18 protein-coding genes are annotated in these 18,128 nt (G+C 43.0%); 16 read left to right on the top strand and 2 right to left on the bottom strand.

All coding sequences use genetic code 11. From position 1 onward, the window contains the following. Window positions 1-8 precede the first annotated feature (8 nt). The 12 genes from ACO067_RS03580 (at window position 9) to ACO067_RS03635 (ending at window position 10,018) form a co-directional block, all read left to right on the top strand. Complete coding sequence (locus tag ACO067_RS03580) at window positions 9-905, top strand: gluconolaconase (RefSeq protein WP_421870900.1); 897 nt, start codon at window positions 9-11, stop codon at window positions 903-905. Between the two features lie 98 nt (window positions 906-1,003). Next, the gene (locus tag ACO067_RS03585; protein ID WP_421870902.1) at window positions 1,004-2,644 is read left to right on the top strand and encodes a dipeptidyl-peptidase 3 family protein; all 1,641 of its coding nucleotides are present in this window, start codon (window positions 1,004-1,006) and stop codon (window positions 2,642-2,644) included. Window positions 2,645-2,835: 191 nt separating this feature from the next. After that, entirely contained in the window at window positions 2,836-3,225 is a 390-nt protein-coding gene (locus ACO067_RS03590) for a hypothetical protein (protein ID WP_421870904.1), read from the top strand. Between the two features lie 105 nt (window positions 3,226-3,330). Further along, a complete protein-coding gene (locus ACO067_RS03595) occupies window positions 3,331-4,542 on the top strand; it encodes a DEAD/DEAH box helicase (RefSeq protein WP_421870906.1) in 1,212 nt (403 codons plus the stop codon). 18 nt (window positions 4,543-4,560) lie between these two features. Then, window positions 4,561-5,097, top strand: a complete 537-nt coding sequence (locus ACO067_RS03600) for a Crp/Fnr family transcriptional regulator (RefSeq protein ID WP_421870908.1) — start codon at window positions 4,561-4,563, stop codon at window positions 5,095-5,097. Window positions 5,098-5,151: 54 nt separating this feature from the next. Further along, on the top strand, window positions 5,152-5,742 hold the full coding sequence (locus tag ACO067_RS03605) for a DinB family protein (RefSeq protein ID WP_421870910.1): 591 nt from the start codon (window positions 5,152-5,154) through the stop codon (window positions 5,740-5,742). A 32-nt stretch (window positions 5,743-5,774) separates the two neighbouring features. Beyond that, window positions 5,775-5,978, top strand: a complete 204-nt coding sequence (locus ACO067_RS03610) for a PLDc N-terminal domain-containing protein (RefSeq protein ID WP_421878266.1) — start codon at window positions 5,775-5,777, stop codon at window positions 5,976-5,978. A 57-nt stretch (window positions 5,979-6,035) separates the two neighbouring features. Next, the gene (locus ACO067_RS03615) at window positions 6,036-6,554 is read left to right on the top strand and encodes a hypothetical protein (protein WP_421870912.1); all 519 of its coding nucleotides are present in this window, start codon (window positions 6,036-6,038) and stop codon (window positions 6,552-6,554) included. A 129-nt stretch (window positions 6,555-6,683) separates the two neighbouring features. Then, the gene (locus ACO067_RS03620) at window positions 6,684-7,562 is read left to right on the top strand and encodes a carbon-nitrogen hydrolase (protein WP_421870914.1); all 879 of its coding nucleotides are present in this window, start codon (window positions 6,684-6,686) and stop codon (window positions 7,560-7,562) included. Continuing rightward, complete coding sequence (locus ACO067_RS03625) at window positions 7,559-8,590, top strand: agmatine deiminase family protein (protein WP_421870916.1); 1,032 nt, start codon at window positions 7,559-7,561, stop codon at window positions 8,588-8,590. The genes ACO067_RS03620 and ACO067_RS03625 overlap by 4 nt, the downstream gene beginning before the upstream one ends. A gap of 13 nt (window positions 8,591-8,603) precedes the next feature. Further along, complete coding sequence (locus tag ACO067_RS03630; protein ID WP_421870918.1) at window positions 8,604-9,398, top strand: GNAT family N-acetyltransferase; 795 nt, start codon at window positions 8,604-8,606, stop codon at window positions 9,396-9,398. A gap of 65 nt (window positions 9,399-9,463) precedes the next feature. Further along, window positions 9,464-10,018 carry a hypothetical protein gene (locus ACO067_RS03635; protein ID WP_421870920.1) on the top strand — a complete coding sequence of 185 codons (555 nt, stop codon included), beginning with the start codon at window positions 9,464-9,466 and terminating at the stop codon, window positions 10,016-10,018. Window positions 10,019-10,072: 54 nt separating this feature from the next. Here ACO067_RS03635 and ACO067_RS03640 read toward each other — a convergent pair whose 3' ends face one another. Further along, window positions 10,073-10,651: a hypothetical protein gene (locus ACO067_RS03640; RefSeq protein ID WP_421870922.1), complete on the bottom strand. Its 579-nt coding sequence runs from the start codon at window positions 10,649-10,651 to the stop codon at window positions 10,073-10,075. A gap of 264 nt (window positions 10,652-10,915) precedes the next feature. Here ACO067_RS03640 and ACO067_RS03645 point away from each other — a divergent pair, with 264 nt between their 5' ends. The 4 genes from ACO067_RS03645 (at window position 10,916) to ACO067_RS03660 (ending at window position 15,825) form a co-directional block, all read left to right on the top strand. Beyond that, entirely contained in the window at window positions 10,916-11,845 is a 930-nt protein-coding gene (locus ACO067_RS03645) for an FAD-dependent oxidoreductase (RefSeq protein ID WP_421870924.1), read from the top strand. Between the two features lie 260 nt (window positions 11,846-12,105). Continuing rightward, a complete protein-coding gene (locus ACO067_RS03650; RefSeq protein ID WP_421870926.1) occupies window positions 12,106-13,599 on the top strand; it encodes a hypothetical protein in 1,494 nt (497 codons plus the stop codon). Window positions 13,600-13,751: 152 nt separating this feature from the next. Further along, window positions 13,752-14,663, top strand: a complete 912-nt coding sequence (locus ACO067_RS03655; protein WP_421870928.1) for a helix-turn-helix domain-containing protein — start codon at window positions 13,752-13,754, stop codon at window positions 14,661-14,663. A gap of 94 nt (window positions 14,664-14,757) precedes the next feature. After that, window positions 14,758-15,825 carry an NAD-dependent epimerase/dehydratase family protein gene (locus ACO067_RS03660; protein ID WP_421870930.1) on the top strand — a complete coding sequence of 356 codons (1,068 nt, stop codon included), beginning with the start codon at window positions 14,758-14,760 and terminating at the stop codon, window positions 15,823-15,825. 35 nt (window positions 15,826-15,860) lie between these two features. Here ACO067_RS03660 and ACO067_RS03665 read toward each other — a convergent pair whose 3' ends face one another. After that, complete coding sequence (locus tag ACO067_RS03665; protein ID WP_421870932.1) at window positions 15,861-17,900, bottom strand: tetratricopeptide repeat-containing sensor histidine kinase; 2,040 nt, start codon at window positions 17,898-17,900, stop codon at window positions 15,861-15,863. Window positions 17,901-18,128 lie beyond the last annotated feature (228 nt).

Genomic DNA, 18,128 nt, shown 5'->3' on the forward strand with positions numbered 1-18,128 from the left:
CCATGATTATGAAAAACTTACTAAAGCTTTCACTGGCGCTGCTAGTGGTTGCTTGCAGCCAGCCAAAATCCAATAACGAATCAGAATCAACCGAAGTAAAAGAGCCTGTTGAGGACAAAATATCACTAGAAGTAATCTGGGAATCTGACACGGTACTCACCACGTCAGAGTCTGTATACTATGACAAGTCCAATGATGTACTCTACGTCTCTTGCATCAATGGAGTACCACCAAACGAACAGGACGAGGATGGATACATCGCTAAGGTCTCACCAAAAGACGGATCTATAATCGAACTGAAATGGATAACGGGACTGGATGCTCCTAAGGGAATGGGCAAGGTCGGTAACAACTTGTATGTTACCAATATAGATGAGTTGGTGATTGTAGACGTCACCACCGGCGAGATTACCGAAAGAGTAGCTGTGCCAGAAGCACAATTTCTCAACGATATAGCTACTGATGACGATGGCAATGTCTATTTCAGCGATTCCAATACCAACAAACTACATAAATACTCAGCTGACGGTACACTCAGCACCTGGCTGGAAGGAGAAAATCTGGGTGGACCCAATGGCCTGTTTCATGATGGCGAACGCATGATGTTGGCCACCTTTGGTGCGGGTGATTTCAGATCCATAGACTATACCACCGAAGAGGTGAAACCAGTGGTGGATTCTATACCAGGAGGAGATGGAGTGGTTAAAGTTGGTGTAGACTATCTAGTGTCTAACTGGAACGGAGAGGTCTACTATGTCACCTCTAACTGGGAAAAACAACTCATTTTAGATACCAAGGAAATTGGCGCCAATGCTGCAGATATAGAATTTGACGAATCTAGTATGACACTGTACGTTCCCACCTTTTTTGGTAATCAGGTAGCAGCTTACAAGCTCAATAAATGAGATTAATTAACCTGAAAATCGAAAGCGCTTTCAATCGAAAGCGCTTTTTTTATGGGTAATTGGTAACTTTCAATCATCAAATCTTAACCCAACAAATTATGAATCAATTATCCAAACTGGTGGCCCTGAGCACCTTGATTATGTTTAGCTGCTCACAGCCAGAAAAGCAAGAATCCACAACAGAAACCGAACCTTCTCCTATGCAGGCAAAACTGGACGATTACAAGGAGGTAAAGCTGACCGCTGACCTGTCCCAATTGAGTGAAGCTGAAAAAGCTATGATTCCAAAATTGATCGAAGCTGCCAAGGTCATGGACAAGCTTTTTTGGTATGAAGCTTATGGGAACAAGGATTCCTTGATGAGCTCCATTACCGATGAGGCAACAAAAAGATATGTTCAGATCAACTACGGCCCATGGGATCGACTGGACGACAACCAGGCATTCCTCGAAGGAGTAGGTCCAAAACCTGCTGGAGCCAACTTCTACCCAGCTGATATGTCTAAAGAAGAGTTTGAAGCAACAGATCTGGAAGGAAAGAAAAGCCTGTATACATTCATCAGGAGAAACGAAGCAGGTGAATTGACGACCGTTCCATACTATGAAATGTTTGCTGAAGACGTACAGCGCGCATCCCAACTTCTGAAAGAATGTGCTCAACTGGCTGAAGATGAGGGGCTCAAAAAGTACCTATCGCTCCGTGCAGAGGCCCTTTTAGATGACAACTACCAACCATCTGATATGGCCTGGATGGACATGAAAACCAATGGTATCGATGTGGTGATCGGTCCAATAGAAAACTATGAGGATGCACTGTATAATTACAAGGCTGCACATGAAGCGTATGTGCTGGTGAAAGACAAATTGTGGAGTGATCGCCTATCCAAATATGCCGCGTATTTACCTGAACTGCAGAAAGGATTGCCTGTTGCTGAAAAGTATAAGGCAGAAAAACCAGGAAGTGATGCAGACCTCAATGCCTACGATGTAGTCTACTATGCCGGAGATTGTAATGCAGGATCTAAAACGATAGCAATCAATTTACCAAATGATGAAGAGGTACAGCTAGCCAAAGGATCACGCAGACTGCAATTGAAGAATGCCATGCGTGCTAAATTTGATGAAATACTCGTACCCATTTCTAAGGTACTGATTACTCCTGAGCAGCAGCAGCACATCACATTCGATGCATTTTTCAGCAACACCATGTTTCATGAAGTAGCTCACGGACTGGGAATCAAAAATACCATCAATGGTAAAGGAACAGTCCGATCGGCACTTCAAGAACACAGCTCTGCCCTGGAAGAAGGTAAAGCAGATATCCTGGGTCTGTACATGATCACCCAGCTGCACGAAAAAGGTGAATTGGAAGGAAATCTAGAAGACTATTACACCACTTTTATGGCTGGAATCTTCCGATCTGTCCGATTTGGAGCAGCCAGTGCACACGGCAAAGCCAACATGATCCGCTTCAATTTCTTCCAGGAAATGGGAGCTTTCAGTAAGAAGGAAGATGGCACTTATGAGGTTGATTTTCAAAAAATGAAAACAGCCATGAATGCTCTATCTGAAATCATTCTCACCATCCAGGGTGACGGAGATTATCATGCGGTGAGCGAGCTAGTGGCTGAGAAAGGGGTGATTGGCGCTGAATTGCAATCCGATCTTGATAGGTTGGAATCTCAGGACATTCCTGTTGATATTGTTTTCGAACAAGGAGTAGAAGTACTCGGCCTGTAAAATCTAGAGGAGCAGCATCCAAAAACGGGTTCTGCTCCTTTGACTTCTGGATCCATTCCTCTACCGATCAATGACTTATAAGCATTTCACCTAAGATAAATACCCAAATTGCGGTAAGCGCGATCAATTGCGCACAAGCCGGTTGGTAACACTGTAAATGTGGCGTAAATTAAGTTGATAATAGTTGCGCCATGAAATTCACTTCTTCATCTATCGACATCCATTCGGATCATTTTCAGGACGAACCATGTTTGTATTTTCGCTTCAAAGGCAAGTTCACTGAAGAAGCCTCCAATCGCTCCACACAGGCGTGGCATCAGATGCTCGAAAGCAACCTATCAGAACGGTATGTCTTTGTGTGGGACTGTGAAGAAATGAATGGTTTTGAGATCTCTGCGAGGAAAATCTGGTACCAATACATGAACATTCACAAAAGACAAATAGCACGAGTCGTTGTGGTCGGAGGTGGCATACTGATCAGAAATGCAGCACGTGTCATGCTGGAGTTTTTTGGACTACCCACCACAATAGCCAAGTCGAGAGAAAAATACGAAGAACTCAAAGAATTGGTACATGTTTGATGGTTTCAGAATGAAAACTTCTTGAAGTAACTGGCGATTGATTAAATTACCTCGGATTGTCAAATGTGACGATCAAGAAATTGACACGAAAGAAGGAAGATTACTTTGAAATTTTCAGAACTGAATTTGAATCCAACCCTGCTCGAAGGAATCGATGCGATTGGGTTCGAAAATGCTACTCCTGTTCAGGAGGCGACTATACCACTCATTTTAGCTAATAAAGACATCATCGCTGCTGCACAGACAGGAACAGGAAAAACAGCTGCTTTTCTGCTCCCTGTGATCCACAAAATACTGGAACAGCCCGAAGATGGCCATATCAAAGCATTGGTGATTGTGCCTACAAGAGAACTTGCCGTCCAGATAGATCAGCAACTGGAAGGCCTCTCCTACTATACCTCTGTGAGCTCTCTGGCTGTATATGGCGGAGGTGATGGACAGTCTTTTGATCGGGAGAAAAAAGCACTCACGGAAGGCGCAGACATCATCATAGGTACTCCCGGCAGGCTTATAGCTCATCTCAACATGAACTACGTGAAGGTTGAAAAACTGGACGTTTTGGTATTGGATGAGGCAGATCGAATGCTGGATATGGGATTCAATGAAGACATCATGAAAATCATTCGGTATTTGCCGAAAGAGCGCCAGACGTTGCTATTCTCTGCTACGATGCCTCCTAAAATCAGGGAACTGGCAAGAAAAATTCTTCAAGAACCTGAAGAAGTCAGTATCGCCATATCCAAACCCAACGAAAAAATCATCCAAGCGGCATTTGTATGCTATGATGGCCAAAAGATCGAACTGGTCAAACATATTCTCAAGGCAGATTTCTTACGTAGTGTTATCGTTTTTTGCTCGACCAAAGACAGTGCGAAACGGCTGACCCGAGAGCTGAAGAAGAATGACCTCTCAGTAGAAGAAATCCACTCAGACCTGGAACAAAAGACGAGAGAAGAAGTGCTCAGCCAATTCAAAAGCAGAAAACTAAAAGTACTGGTGGCCACAGACATACTCGCCAGGGGCATTGATGTGGAGGACATTGATATAGTGATCAACTATGATGTACCAAACGATGGCGAAGACTATATCCACCGTATAGGGCGAACAGCGCGTGCGGCTAGCACCGGAGCAGCCTTTACGTTTGTAAATGAAAAAGAACAATCCAAGTTCCTGGCCATAGAAGAACTGCTTGGCAACCCAGTGCCTAAGGCGAAGATTCCTGCACATATTGGTGAAGGTCCCGAATACAGTCCAAAGCCATATCGCGGCGGAGGCAAGGGAAAACGGCGCTCTGGAGGTAAGGGTAAGCGGAGATAGTCAAATTCCCAACAACAGATGAATCCCAGGGATTACCTATCAGATCAAATCACAGCTGCAGGATTATGGGAAAAAACCATTCAATTGAAGCGTTATGATTTTCTGATCAGCAAAGGAGACCTGGACACCCACCTGTACCTCGTACAGGAAGGTAGCTTTCGTATATTCATCACTGAAGAGACAACAGAACACACCATTCGATTTGGCTATCAGGGCGATCTCATCTCTGCCCTGGATAGCTTCATTACCAACAGGTCCACTTCCTTTTTCTTTCAGGCACTGCGCAAATCCACTATTAAGAGGATCTCTAAAGCAAAATTTGAGGAGTTCATCAACTCTTCCGATGATCTGAAAAATAGATGGTATCAGGGTTGGAAAGGTATGGTCTATGAACACATGGAGCGCGAACAAGACCTGCTGACAACCTCTCCGCTAGAACGATACAAAAGGGTTTTGGCTAGAAGTCCAAGACTGTTTCAGGAAATTCCCAACAAATACATCGCTTCCTACCTGCGCATGACCCCTGAGACACTCTCCCGCATCATGAAATCTTAATTTCGATCAAGATTTAGGGAATACAAATAAGGGATATTTGCCAAAAAAAAATTGATGAATATCGGAAGCCAAGAATTGATCGACGAGTTAACTCAAATGACTCGCAACCACCTAAATGTAGCCCAAGAGCTACTACAACTAGACACTGAAGAACTCAACTCTAAAAGCGATCCAAAAAGCTGGAGTATTCTTGAATGTCTGGAGCATCTCAATAGGTACGGTCATTTCTACATTCCAGAAATTGAAAAGCAAATTAACCAAAGCAGCCATCAACCGACAGCATATTTTCGATCATATCTTCTGGGTGATTACTTCGCCAAAAGCATGCTGCCCAGGGAAAAACTGAACAAGATGAAGACCTTTAAAAGCATGAACCCACTTGGTTCTCAACTAGATCAATCTTCTATTCAGGAGTTCATTGATCAACAACAGCAGCTTCTATCTCTTCTGGAGCAATCCAGGAAAGTCAACCTTCACAAAACCAAGACAAGGATCTCTATTTCTAATTGGATCAAATTGAAATTGGGTGACACGCTCCGTGTGGTAATCTACCACAACTACCGACACCTCATACAAATTGAAAGAATACGTCAGGAGCACGCTGCCGTGAAGTACAATCCTAAACAGGAGAGGTTTCAAAAATAATTATATAACTTTCTGTCATGCAATACTTAATGATGACACTCACTGGCTTGGGACTATTGCTTTGGTTTCTCGCTATTATCAATCTTACCAGAACAAGGTTTGATCAACCTCACTACCGTACCATTTGGCTGGTGATCATATTATTTTTCCCTTTGCTCGGTTCGATCATTTACTTTCAATTGAAAAAAAACTACGCTGGAAACCCTAGAAAATTTCGACCTCAGTTTCAACGGTAGTTAGTTAAAATCTTGCTTCATTTCGTTATCTTCCATAGGTAATTCAATTGGAAGATAATGGTACGTTTCCCTCAACTACTTTTTTGCGTTCTGCTCCTTCTAACTCATGCCGGTTACGCTCAGCATTTAATCCTCGAAAAACGAAACAACCCAGACAAGAAGCGTCTGGTAGTTCCTTCGGATATCCAGGTGACCATGCTCTCCGGAAAAAAATACCAGTTGGAAGATATCCAATTGTCTGAAAATGCTATAGTGAGTGGGAATGATACACTAGCGTTGAACTACATCAAGCGTATCAACTGTAAGACGAAAGTCCAGTTGGCTCAGAATGTAACTGGCTATACTATAAGCGCTGCAGGTGCTTTCTTCACTTTTTCAGGATTAGTCGGGCTCGCCATAGCTTCCAGTTCTGGAGATTCCTACCTTTTTCCTGATGAGCAGCCCACTGGCCCTCCATTGGCCATGATGGCCGGAGGCATCGCATTGGGCATCATCGGTTATCAAGTCACCGGTATGAAAAGGTCCTTTAACCTCGCCACCACCTGGCAACTAAAAGTCGAATCTGATCAGAATTAAACTCCTGCTTCAGGAATTTGGGTCAATTACGACCAAATCAACATTTACCTGAATTAGTGTCATTCACTTTTTTCAATTTCACGTACAATTCCCGAACTTCACCACCCCATTACGAGTTGAAGCATTGATATGGCAAAAGAAAGAATTGTAAACATTGGTCTTGTTCAGAACACATGTAGCGATGATCTGGAAGACAATTTTCAAAAAGCAATAAAAGGAATAGAAGAGGCAGCCGCTCAGGGTGCTCAGATAGTTTGCTTACAAGAACTATTCCGTTCCAAATATTTCTGTGATGTGGAAGACTATGACAATTTTAACCTCGCAGAAGCAATTCCCGGCCCGACTACCGAAAAATTCAGTGAACTGGCTAAAAAACACAACGTGGTGATTGTAGCCTCACTTTTTGAAAAACGAGCTCAGGGTCTATATCACAATACTGCAGCAGTAATCGATGCAGATGGCACTTACATGGGTAAGTATCGAAAAATGCACATTCCGGATGACCCAGGCTATTTTGAGAAATTCTACTTTACTCCCGGTGACCTGGGGTTCAAAACATTTGATACCAAGTATGCTAAAATTGGTGTGCTTGTCTGCTGGGATCAGTGGTATCCTGAAGCAGCTCGCATCACAGCGCTGAAAGGTGCCGAAATGCTCTTCTACCCAACAGCTATTGGCTGGCACAATAGTCAAGATGAGCAAACCAATAAAGAGCAACACAACGCCTGGCAAACCATCCAGCAGTCACATGCTGTAGCCAATGGCATACCTGTTATTGGTGTCAACAGAACTGGTGTAGAAGGTGACATGCAGTTTTGGGGTGGATCTTATGTAACCAACGCTTTTGGCTGGCTGGACTACAAAGCACCCCACCTGGAAGAAATCGTGAAAGTAGTACCGGTCAATCTGGACAAATCAGACAGCTACCGTGTGCATTGGCCGTTTCTTCGTGACCGAAGAATTGATGCTTATGCACCTATTGAAAAACGATTCATCGACGAGGAATGAGTACTCCAAAAGCTGAAGGATTTCGGTTTCCTGCCGAATGGCAACCACACCGGGCTACCTGGTTGAGTTGGCCGCACAATGTCAATTCGTGGCCTGGAAAAATTGAGACCATTTATAAACCTTACTGTGACTTTGTCAAAGAAGTGGCCAAAGGTGAGGAAGTCTGCATCAATGTAGCCACAGACCAAATGCAGCAAAAAGCAATTGAGTACCTAAAGGCTGTGGATGCTGATTTGTCCAGAATAAAGTTTTATCAGCATCCAACCAATGATGCATGGTGCCGTGATCACGGTCCCGCATTTGTTATTAAAGAAGGAGATAAAGCCATCGTCAACTGGGGCTACAATGCCTGGGGTGAGAAATATCCTCCTTATGATCTGGACAATCAGATTCCCACCAAGGTTGCTGAGCAGCTTGGACTTAAAGTCTTCAATCCAGGTATCGTAATGGAAGGTGGATCTGTAGATTTCAATGATCAGGGGATCGTCCTGACTACCACAGCATGCCTCCTCAATAAGAATCGCAACCCACATCTTAACCAAGAGCAAATTGAAGGGTTTCTAAAGGATTACTATGGAGCTTCACAGATTTGGTGGATTGGCGATGGAATCGTTGGAGACGATACGGATGGCCATGTAGATGACATCACTCGATTTGTCAACAATAACACAGTGGTTACAGTAGTTGAACCTAACGAAGCAGACGAGAATCACACTCCGCTGCAGGAAAACCTGCAAATGCTCAAGTCATTCAAACTGCCTGATGGCTCACCACTTCAAGTGATAGAATTGCCCATGCCTAACTCGATTATCTATGATGATCAGCGTCTACCAGCGTCTTATGCCAATTTTTACATTGCTAATGAATGTGTGGTAGTGCCTACCTACCGTGACAAAAAAAATGATCCAGTTGCCCTGGAGATCCTATCAGCACTTTTTACGGATCGAAAAGTAATTGGAATAGACTCTACTGACATAGTTTGGGGACTGGGTAGTTTCCATTGTTTGAGTCAGCAAGAACCGGTTTGAACTCTGGTTGATAATGAACCCTACTACTAAACCTAAACTGATTGATCTCAACTTTGGGGTGCATGCTACCATGATTCCGAAGAAGGCAAATGGAATGAATGTGCATCAACTGGAGAACCTCACCTTTGTAGATAGTGGACTCTCCTGTGACACGTTCAATATCATTCACATCAACAATGGACTAAATATCACTCCCAATGAAATAACGCTAGCTTTGGATCATTTCAAGAGGAAAAGCCTAGACTATTGCCTCTGGATCAACAGTGAAAATCTCACGGAGCAAGTACAAGCTTACCTAGAAGAGCACTCATTGAGCCAGCAGGGATCAGAGATGGGAATGTCCCTTGATTTGGTCACTTACGAGCCTTTAGATTTAAAAAAACACCAAAATATCTTAGAGGTTGTGACTGAAGAACAACTAATTGACTTTGCGAATGTCATTGCCTCGAATTGGACTCCTCCTGATCCTAATGTGCTCGAATACTATCAAAAAACTGCGGCCCACTATTTACACCAGAGCAGTGGTGTTGTTTTACTGGTTTATTACCATGAGGGTACTCCCTTAGCGACGGTGGAGCTATTTCCAACAGATCATGAGACTATTGGTATCTACGGGTTGGCCACTCTGGAAGATGCTCGTGGACAGGGGATCGGTTCTGCACTGATGACTTTTGCATTGAAAAAAGCCAAAGAACTTAATTATAAAAACGTGGTACTTCAGGCTTCAGCAGATGGTCTGAGCATCTATCAAAAAATTGGGTTTGAGGCTCATAATCAGTACTTTGAGTTTGCACCTACATCGCAATAAACTCCACAAAACGTTTTCTGGTACGATTATTGGTTTTCAGGTTACAGGCTTAAACATTCGTAACTATGAAACAAACAACTACACCATTCCATTTTAGAGGACTTATTGCATTGAGTACCCTTTCTATGTTTATTCTCTTTGCTGCCTGTACAGAGGACAATTTGGAAGAAGAGATTGAGACATTAGATGACAATACGGCTTTCATTACCACCATTGAAGGGAAAATCAACGGTCAATCATTTGAGACAAAAGGTGGTAGAGTGGAGATAGCTCCTGATGGCACCAATGATGCCAATACCACTGAGGATTTATTCATCCAGCTCTTTAATAAATATGATCACAACAACATCTGTGATGTGACTTTTCGAAATACCAATAGCGTATCGTTCAGACCTCCGCTTGAAGTGGGTGTGCATGAGTTGTATTTCGACGAGGAAACCAATCACAATAACGGCGTTTATTTTACTGTCATTGGGGATCAAACCAATTACAACGCATACGATGGGTACGTGGAAATTCTTTCAATCGATGAATCAACCGTCAGAGGAACAGTAGACGCCAAAATCGACAACAACTTCTGGATCAAAGGTGATTTTGAAGTATCCTTTTGTGACAACTAATTGATTCTTTTAAAGTACTGATAACCACTGGGTAATTCACTTATCCAGTGGTTGTTAAGTGACAAACGTATTGATCACTTGTTTTATGGCCCACTGATCATTTTCATATTCGAGATAAACCATATATCCGAGATAAGACCATTGACCGACAGCCGCTGAAAATATGGCTTTGTCCATCGTCTCGTTAAAGGAAATTCGCGTAAATGATACACTTAATGAAGACTCTCCATATGTGGACACAAAATTATTCCATCCCTCCTGATAGCCTTCAGAGAAGATCTCAGCAAAATCAGGTCGATTAATGAGAATTATTTCAGCATGTGGGACATTAAATTTATTCTCATACAAAATCGAATCTTGATCAGCCGTTGATAAGTGCATAACCAAGGTTGATTCAATCCCGGGATAGTTGTCAACGAAATTATTTAATGATCTTTCTGTAATTCCAAAACGTGCAAACCCATGGTATGATTCCTCTGCAACTACCAGGACTTCAGCTTCCAAAGTGTTTAGATACAAAGAATATATGTCATATTCCTGATCCCGCTGACTGGGAGTTGGAGTCTCCTCTTCACACCCAAATGATGCCAGTATTGCCACGATTAGCAGGTAATGGAGTCGATATGGTCTCATAGCTGAATAATTTGATCCTATAACCCTATGAAAATAATAATTGTTACTCTAAAAGCCCAATCAACAAGAGAATCATGATTACTTCTACCTGTTTGATCAGGAGGACCAATTTTAATTTTTGAAAAGCCTTTGTTTACTGAAGTCTTTATCAGACACCTTTCAAGACGACCAATTAACCAGAAGTAATCTTTAGACTAAACCTATTCATTGCTCCTAAAGAACAGATTCTCGAAATACTGTAATTTGTAATCAAATTCAGCTCAAATGCAATCGGTAACTGTCGTAGGTTCTGGAATCATCGGATTGACCGCTGCAAGCGCTCTCCGTGAAAAGGGATTCAAGGTTCGGGTCATTTCAAAAGAACCCTTGGAAAAATCACTTTCTTTCAAGGTAGGAGCCATTTGGTTTCCTTTTGAAGTACATCCAATCCATAAAGCCAACGAGTGGGGTGCCAGGGCTTATGAGCGATACAAGCTGGAACTGCCAGTAGCGGAAGGAATATCCTTCATTCCATTCATGGTCGTTTACACTCCAGAAAGTAACTCTAAGTGGGTTCAAAGAATGCCAGAAGGAACTGTATATAAGGCCAATAAGCATGAACTCCCTTCTGGAATCAGGGCTGCTTACATTGCTAATGTTCCTTTGGCAGAACCTCATAAATACCTACCATACCTAAAAAGCAGATGTGAAAAGTCTGGTGTAGTCTTTGAACAAAGGACTATTTCCTCACTGCAGGAAATGAGTGACCTGGATGAATTGGTCATTAACTGTACAGGACTGGGGTCTAAAGAATTGTGCAGCGATGAAGAATTGATCCCTATGAGAGGACAGATTTTAAGATGCCTATCCATGAATATACACTCCTATGTGAACTCCACGAAAGCAGGTCAACTCACCTATGCCATCCAACGAAGTGAAGACCTGATCATAGGAGGTACTGATTATCTGAATGATTGGAATGAAGAAGCGAACAAACGAGATGCTGAGTTGATTTTGGATCGGTTTCGAGCTATTGGGGTCACAGATCAGACACCACATATTCTAGAAGAAAAAGTCGGATTAAGGCCGAGAAGAAGTGAAGTGCGTTTTGAGTTTGACTCACAATACTCCAACGTGTTTCATAACTATGGACATGGTGGAGCGGGATTTACGGTGGGTTGGGGATGTGCTCTGGAACTGGCTGACCGGTATTAGGCCGTCTCTTTTCGGACAATCCAGTGTTCACTAACAGATCAAAAGTATTCTACAGCACAATTGATCGAAAATCCATGGGCCTTCCACTCAGCCTCCTTTTTTTTCCTTTCGACTTTCGAAAATAGGATATCCAATAAATTTCAGATTCCCGGATCTGGAATTGGCATGCCATTTGGCCAAAGCGACCTCTGGCAGTACTCACGCTTTGATTTAGAAGCGAATCAAACAGCCCTTTTGTCCTTTTTTCTGAACTGTTAGAAATGAGAACTTTATTCAACTTAGGTCTAGTCACCATAGTGGTGATCAGCCTCATCTCCTGCGATCAGGATGAAACCAATACACCAACACCTCAACCTAATGAGTCCATGGTCCTGGTGTCGTTATCTAGAGATACGTCCATTTTAGAAAACAGCACCCAAATCAATGTATTTGTGGAGCTGTCCAGACAGGTGGCTAGTGAGGTTAGCCTCTCCATAAGTGTGACTCCCGAATCCGCTACATTCTTTCAAACCAATCCGAATCTGGATGAAGGCCAGATTGATCTTATAATCCCAGCGGGACAAATCAGATTTCCTGTTTCCTTGAAGACTATCGACAATTCGGTTATCAATGGAGATCGAATGGTCACTTTTACCATCACCGATGCCTCCCAAGGGGTAGTCATCGGGACCAAAAAAACCACACACGTCACTATATTAGATGACGAAAGTCCACAGGAAAACATAGACTATGTGACGGCCAATTTTGCTCATAGCAGCGGTGCCATGATGGAAGGAGCGGTAGGGTATCTGGTGGAAATCCAATTCAGCCAACCGGTGAGCACAGCAGGAAATATCCATCTTTCATTTGAGCAAAAAGTAAGAAGCCAGATCATAAGCACATCACCTGCTTTGCAAAATGGTCAATTGACCCTCACTGCTGAATTAGGTGCCACATCTCTGTCGTTTATAGTGATGATGACCGATGATCAATTAGTATTGAAACATGATTCATTGAGCATTTCGATTGGCGCTGTTACGGGTGGGCTGGTAATAGGTAATCAAGATCATTTTTTACTTGACCTCTATGATGATGAGCTGACCGGCAAACCAAAAACGGTGACTACATCAGGTGGTGGGTGGTATAGTTCGCAAACCTATGAATACGATGAGTTAGGTCGATTGTCAAAGATGTTTTGGGAAAGCAGAACGCCATTCACCAGACAAGGAAACTATGCCTATTCTTGGGCTGATAATGGACTCATCTCCCGAGTTAACCATTATCCAGAGATCTATGAGGTCTTTTTACAACAAGACGGACGAATCTATCGATCTGAAGAATACAATCATGGTGAATTGAGATCATATAAGCTCTACGACTATGATATAGCCGGAAATGTAGGAGCTGTGCAAGAGTACCATAAACAGCCTGGTGGAGAATTTACCGAATCTCTAACATGGATTTACCTCTATCATGACGATAATAACCTGTATGCCCAGTTGGGGTATACAAAGAATCAGATCACAGAAGAATACGAGCTATTATCTGAACGTTATTATTCGAGCTATCACCCGAATTATTCAAACTTCTTTGGAATTGAAGTAATACCAGGCATCAAGGCGCAAACCAACTTCCCGGGCATACATACCTACAAAACTAACGGGCATGAATTTGTCTATCATTTCAGTTACACGCTAGATAGTGAAGGCCGAGTTTCCGAAAGAAGAATTCCTTATGCACAGGGGAGTGATTACAGCACCTATTCCTACTATTGATGCTATGACATAACCTGAGTCAGGCTGAAGCAACCTGACTCAGGTTAAATCTTTGAGTGTTATCGTTGTTTTGTGCTGTACATTCAATGAATTGTGTTTCTTGACTGGTAAGTTTAATGACAATTTTGTCATGACATTAAATTCTTCAGGCAATGAGTAAAGGTATTCTCAACATTGGATCGATCCACGAGCTTCACAAGCTATTGAACCTGCCCAAACCCAAACATCCGATGATCTCGCTACTGGATGTAACGCAGCTTGACTTTTCAAACATCCCCGCTGGCCAACGAGTAACCCTGGATATGTATACGATTTGGATGAAGGATTCGAATTGTGGTATGCAGTACGGTCGCCACCATTTTGATTTTGCAGAAGGCGTGCTCGTATTTACAGGACCAGGTCAGGTAATGAGCTCTACGGATGACAATGCAGATCGTAGCAATGACTCTGGTTGGGTGTTACTGTTTCATCCCGATTTGATTCGTAAATCCAACCTCGGGCAAAAAATAGAAGAGTACACCTTTTTCGGATACGAAAACCACGAGGCGCTTCACCTGTCTGAACTCGAAGAAAACACCATAACCGAACTTGTTCAAAAGATCAAACAAGAATACGAACAGCGTATTGACAATCACAGCCACCAGGTGATTAATGTAGCCCTGGAATTACTTCTTAGCTATTGCTCACGCTACTACGAACGCCAGTTCAATACTCGTCAAAACCATCACAAAGACGTGGTAACTATTGTAGAAAAAGAGCTTACAGCTTATTTCAAATCTAGCCAGCCGCTGGAATATGGTCCGCCAAGTATTCATTATCTAGCTGATAAAGTCAACCTGTCTCCTGGCTACCTCAGTGATATGTTAAAAAAAGAAACCGGAAAAAGCGGTAAAGATTTTATCAATCACTACCTGGTGGAGCGGGCAAAAACCGTTCTGTTAGGAACGGAACAAACCATCAATGAAGTAGCTTATTCTCTTGGCTTTAACTACCCGCATTACTTCAGTCGGTTGTTCAAAGCTAAAACCGGTATGACCCCACAGCAATACCGTAGTACCAATTAGGTTCTGGAAAAAGTGTTGATCGTTCGCTGATCTGTGCTGATCAAACGAAACAACTCAGGTCATCTTTGCTTTATCAACTTAAAGGAATTGAATCATGACACAAATTGATAAAAGCAAACCCGTATTAGTCACTGGGGCCACCGGTTATGTAGCTGGATGGCTAGTCAAAAGACTATTGGATGAAGGATTGACCGTGCATGCGGCAGTTCGTGATCCTGAGAACAAGAAAAAAATCGCTCATCTAGATGATTTAGCAGCTAACTCAAAAGGCCAGATCAAATACTTTAAGGCGGATCTTCTGGATCAAGGGTCGTATGCAGAAGCCATGGAGGGCTGCGAACTGGTGTATCATACCGCATCACCTTTCACAACCAATTATAAGAATCCAAAGAAAGAACTGATCGACCCAGCCGTAAAAGGAACTGCCAACGTACTGGAGCAAGCCAACAAAACAAAATCAGTGAAACGGGTGGTGGTCACCAGTAGCTGTGCCGCCATCTATACGGATGCAACAGACACACGGAAAGCACCGGGAGGTATTCTGACTGAGGATGTCTGGAACACAACTGCGTCTCTGGACCATCAGCCCTACTCCTACTCCAAAACGCTTGCTGAGCAAAAAGCCTGGGAAATCAACAAGGCACAAGAGCAATGGGACTTGGTCACCATCAATCCTTCGCTGGTGATGGGACCTGCATTGAATGCGCAGAGTGCTACATCAGAGAGTATGAGCCTGCTAAAACAGCTTGGAGACGGAACGATGAAAGCAGGTGTCCCTAATCTTGGGATGGGCTTAGTAGACGTGAGAGATGTAGCGGATGCCCATCTTGCTGCTGGGTTCACTCCTGCGGCTCAGGGTAGATACATTACTAGCGCTCATAACACCAACTTCCTGGAGTTAGCCAAAGCTTTGCTTCCAAAGTATGGAAGTAAATACCCTATTCCCAAGAAGGCGCTTCCAAAATGGTTATTAACAATCGTTGGGCCATTGATCAATAAGTCAATTACCCGGCAGTTTATCAAAAAGAACGTGAACATCAGCTGGAAGGCAGATAACTCGAAAATCAAAAAGGATTTGGGTATCAAGTTCCGACCCATTCAGGAAACGATGGAAGATGCCTTTGAAGCGATGCTGGAGCAAGGAGTGATAAGGAGGAAGTAAATAAACAGTGGAGTGGCAGTAATCTAACTGCCACTTCAGTTACCTTTTGGAAAATGGATCGTGAACGTACTTCCCTTGCCAGGTTCACTCACCACTTCCAGTTTCGCTCTGTTCATCCTAACAAAATCCTGCACAAGCTGGAGTCCAAGACCAACTCCTTTTTCACCATCTGTTCCAGCACTAGATCTCTTACTTTCTTTGAAAAGCTTATTCACCTGATCCTCTGTCATGCCTACTCCAGAATCAGTTACTTTCAGCATCAACATATCATTCTGCTCCTCGGCAGTAATCGCGACTTTCCCCTGGGCTGGAGTAAACTTAATAGCATTACTAACGAGATTTCGCAGAATCGTAGATAAACTATTCTTGTCTGCCCAGATGGAGAGATGATCCAAAACACCAACGGCAATTGTGACTTCCTTATGAGCTGCCTGACCTTCCAGATAATCCACCACTTCCTGAACGGACTTTCGTAAGTAGATTGATTCTGGGTGATATGGAAATTCACCTTTTTCATTGATTGCCCAGCTGAGTAGGTTATCCAAAAGTGTGGTTAGTTGACCGGCATACTGTTCAATATCTGTGAGCCAGGATCTGACCTGATCGGTTTTACCTTTATCCAGTAGTTTTTTCATCACTAAGGGTGCACCTTGAAACACACTCATTGGTCCCCGTAAATCATGAGAAACGATAGAGAATAACTTCGTCTTCGTTTGATTCAAGTTTTCCAGACGTTCGTTCTGATCGGAAACCTCAGCATTCAAGGTCTTTAATCTTTTATTGGTCTGCACTTTGTTCCGATAAAAAACAAGTACCACGATCACCAATAGACCTGAAAGCATCATACCAATAAGTAGCCTGGAGCGAGCTAGTTCCTGTGTCTCAATCTCTGTCTGGAAGAGGATAGCCTCTCGATCACGGGCAAACTGTATAGAGTCTTTCTCCTTTTTGAACTGATAGGAAGATTCAATCTGGGTGATCTCTTTTACCCGGTCAGCATTGAATAGAGAGTCTTTTAGCTGGTGATAAGCCTGTTGGTATTTGTAGGCTTGCTCATACTGACCATTGGCCGCATAACTTCGGTAAAGCCCAAACAAAGTATTCTTCTCCAGAAATTTAAATCCTGTTTCCTTGGCCAAGCGATGCGCCGAAATGGCATAATCAAGGGCCTGCTTATTTCTTCCCTGTTCCAGGTAAACATCTGCCAATCCATCTATTGCGGCACTTTCATCTTCCTTACTGTTAAGAACTTTGGCTACAGCCAATGCCTGATTGTGATAACTCTCTGCAGAGTCCAGCATACCCAGATCATGGTAGACCAATCCAATATTGTGTAGAGAAGCTGTTAATCCGCTACGGTCATTCATTTTTTCACGTAATCGCAAACTGGCAAAGTGATTTTCCAGTGCCAACTCTGGTTTACGATCATCCATATAGATGTTGGCGATATTGCTAAGTGTACGAGCTGACCCCATTGTATCTCCTAATTGTATTTTCAAAGCCAGTGATTGCTGATAGTACTTTAAGGCTTGTTCATGATCTTGTTGCTCTTTGAAGACAATACCAATGTTGTTCAGGTTATTGGCCATTCCCTGCATATACCCATTCTTTTCATGCACGGCCAGAGCCTCCTGATACATTCTAATGGCTTCTACATAATCACCTCGCTTCCAGGCAATAAGCCCCAGGTTATTGGTAGCCTTAGCTGCTCTGGCATCATCTCCCTGAGCATTAGCCAGCTCTACTACCTTCTCAAAATGATATTTGGCAGAATCAAAGTCTCCCAGAAAAGCGTAATCGGCACCAACAGAATTGTGAGCCACGGTTAGACCAATCGAATCGCTAACCTCCTCAGCAAGTTCTATTGCCGACTTACCGTAAATAAGACCGGAATCAGGTGCGATGTATACATACTTAAAACTGATATTAGCCAGAAGGTGGATTCTGACTGAGTCGTCAGTAACCTGCTCTAGTTGAAGTTTCAGACTATCCACTACCCGCTGCTGTCCATGGCAGACCGAAAGCAATAAAAGACATACTAGAAAGTGTACTGTTTTCAAAGTTGTAGTGTCCAAGTTTGGAATTTAAAGAGAGCCAACTTTAAATCGAAATTGATTTTCGACAAATGAATCAGTCATTCGATGAAACCCAAACTATTCTTACTCGTTAACAGCATCAGAAACCATCGACACCTGTCGGTGCCAAGTGTATGCGGCCATCACCAATCCCAAAGTGAACGTCGCGTTGCAAGCGGTCTAGCCATTCGGTTAGGCTTTTTTTGTATCTTTATTACCTATAAAAGC

Source organism: Marinoscillum sp. (assembly GCF_965229915.1).
In the GTDB taxonomy this organism is placed as follows: Bacteria; Bacteroidota; Bacteroidia; order Cytophagales; family Cyclobacteriaceae; genus Marinoscillum.

Excerpts from the sequence above, each read along its gene's own strand:
- ACO067_RS03590 (WP_421870904.1), top strand. The coding sequence starts at position 2,836 with ATGAAATTCACTTCTTCATCTATCGACATCCATTCGGATCATTTTCAG.
- ACO067_RS03605 (WP_421870910.1), top strand. The coding sequence starts at position 5,152 with ATGAATATCGGAAGCCAAGAATTGATCGACGAGTTAACTCAAATGACT.
- ACO067_RS03580 (WP_421870900.1), top strand. The coding sequence starts at position 9 with ATGAAAAACTTACTAAAGCTTTCACTGGCGCTGCTAGTGGTTGCTTGC.
- ACO067_RS03610 (WP_421878266.1), top strand. The coding sequence starts at position 5,775 with ATGACACTCACTGGCTTGGGACTATTGCTTTGGTTTCTCGCTATTATC.
- ACO067_RS03655 (WP_421870928.1), top strand. The coding sequence starts at position 13,752 with ATGAGTAAAGGTATTCTCAACATTGGATCGATCCACGAGCTTCACAAG.
- ACO067_RS03600 (WP_421870908.1), top strand. The coding sequence starts at position 4,561 with ATGAATCCCAGGGATTACCTATCAGATCAAATCACAGCTGCAGGATTA.
- ACO067_RS03650 (WP_421870926.1), top strand. The coding sequence starts at position 12,106 with ATGAGAACTTTATTCAACTTAGGTCTAGTCACCATAGTGGTGATCAGC.
- ACO067_RS03625 (WP_421870916.1), top strand. The coding sequence starts at position 7,559 with ATGAGTACTCCAAAAGCTGAAGGATTTCGGTTTCCTGCCGAATGGCAA.
- ACO067_RS03630 (WP_421870918.1), top strand. The coding sequence starts at position 8,604 with ATGAACCCTACTACTAAACCTAAACTGATTGATCTCAACTTTGGGGTG.
- ACO067_RS03615 (WP_421870912.1), top strand. The coding sequence starts at position 6,036 with ATGGTACGTTTCCCTCAACTACTTTTTTGCGTTCTGCTCCTTCTAACT.
- ACO067_RS03635 (WP_421870920.1), top strand. The coding sequence starts at position 9,464 with ATGAAACAAACAACTACACCATTCCATTTTAGAGGACTTATTGCATTG.
- ACO067_RS03660 (WP_421870930.1), top strand. The coding sequence starts at position 14,758 with ATGACACAAATTGATAAAAGCAAACCCGTATTAGTCACTGGGGCCACC.
- ACO067_RS03585 (WP_421870902.1), top strand. The coding sequence starts at position 1,004 with ATGAATCAATTATCCAAACTGGTGGCCCTGAGCACCTTGATTATGTTT.
- ACO067_RS03645 (WP_421870924.1), top strand. The coding sequence starts at position 10,916 with ATGCAATCGGTAACTGTCGTAGGTTCTGGAATCATCGGATTGACCGCT.
- ACO067_RS03640 (WP_421870922.1), bottom strand. The coding sequence starts at position 10,651 with ATGAGACCATATCGACTCCATTACCTGCTAATCGTGGCAATACTGGCA.
- ACO067_RS03620 (WP_421870914.1), top strand. The coding sequence starts at position 6,684 with ATGGCAAAAGAAAGAATTGTAAACATTGGTCTTGTTCAGAACACATGT.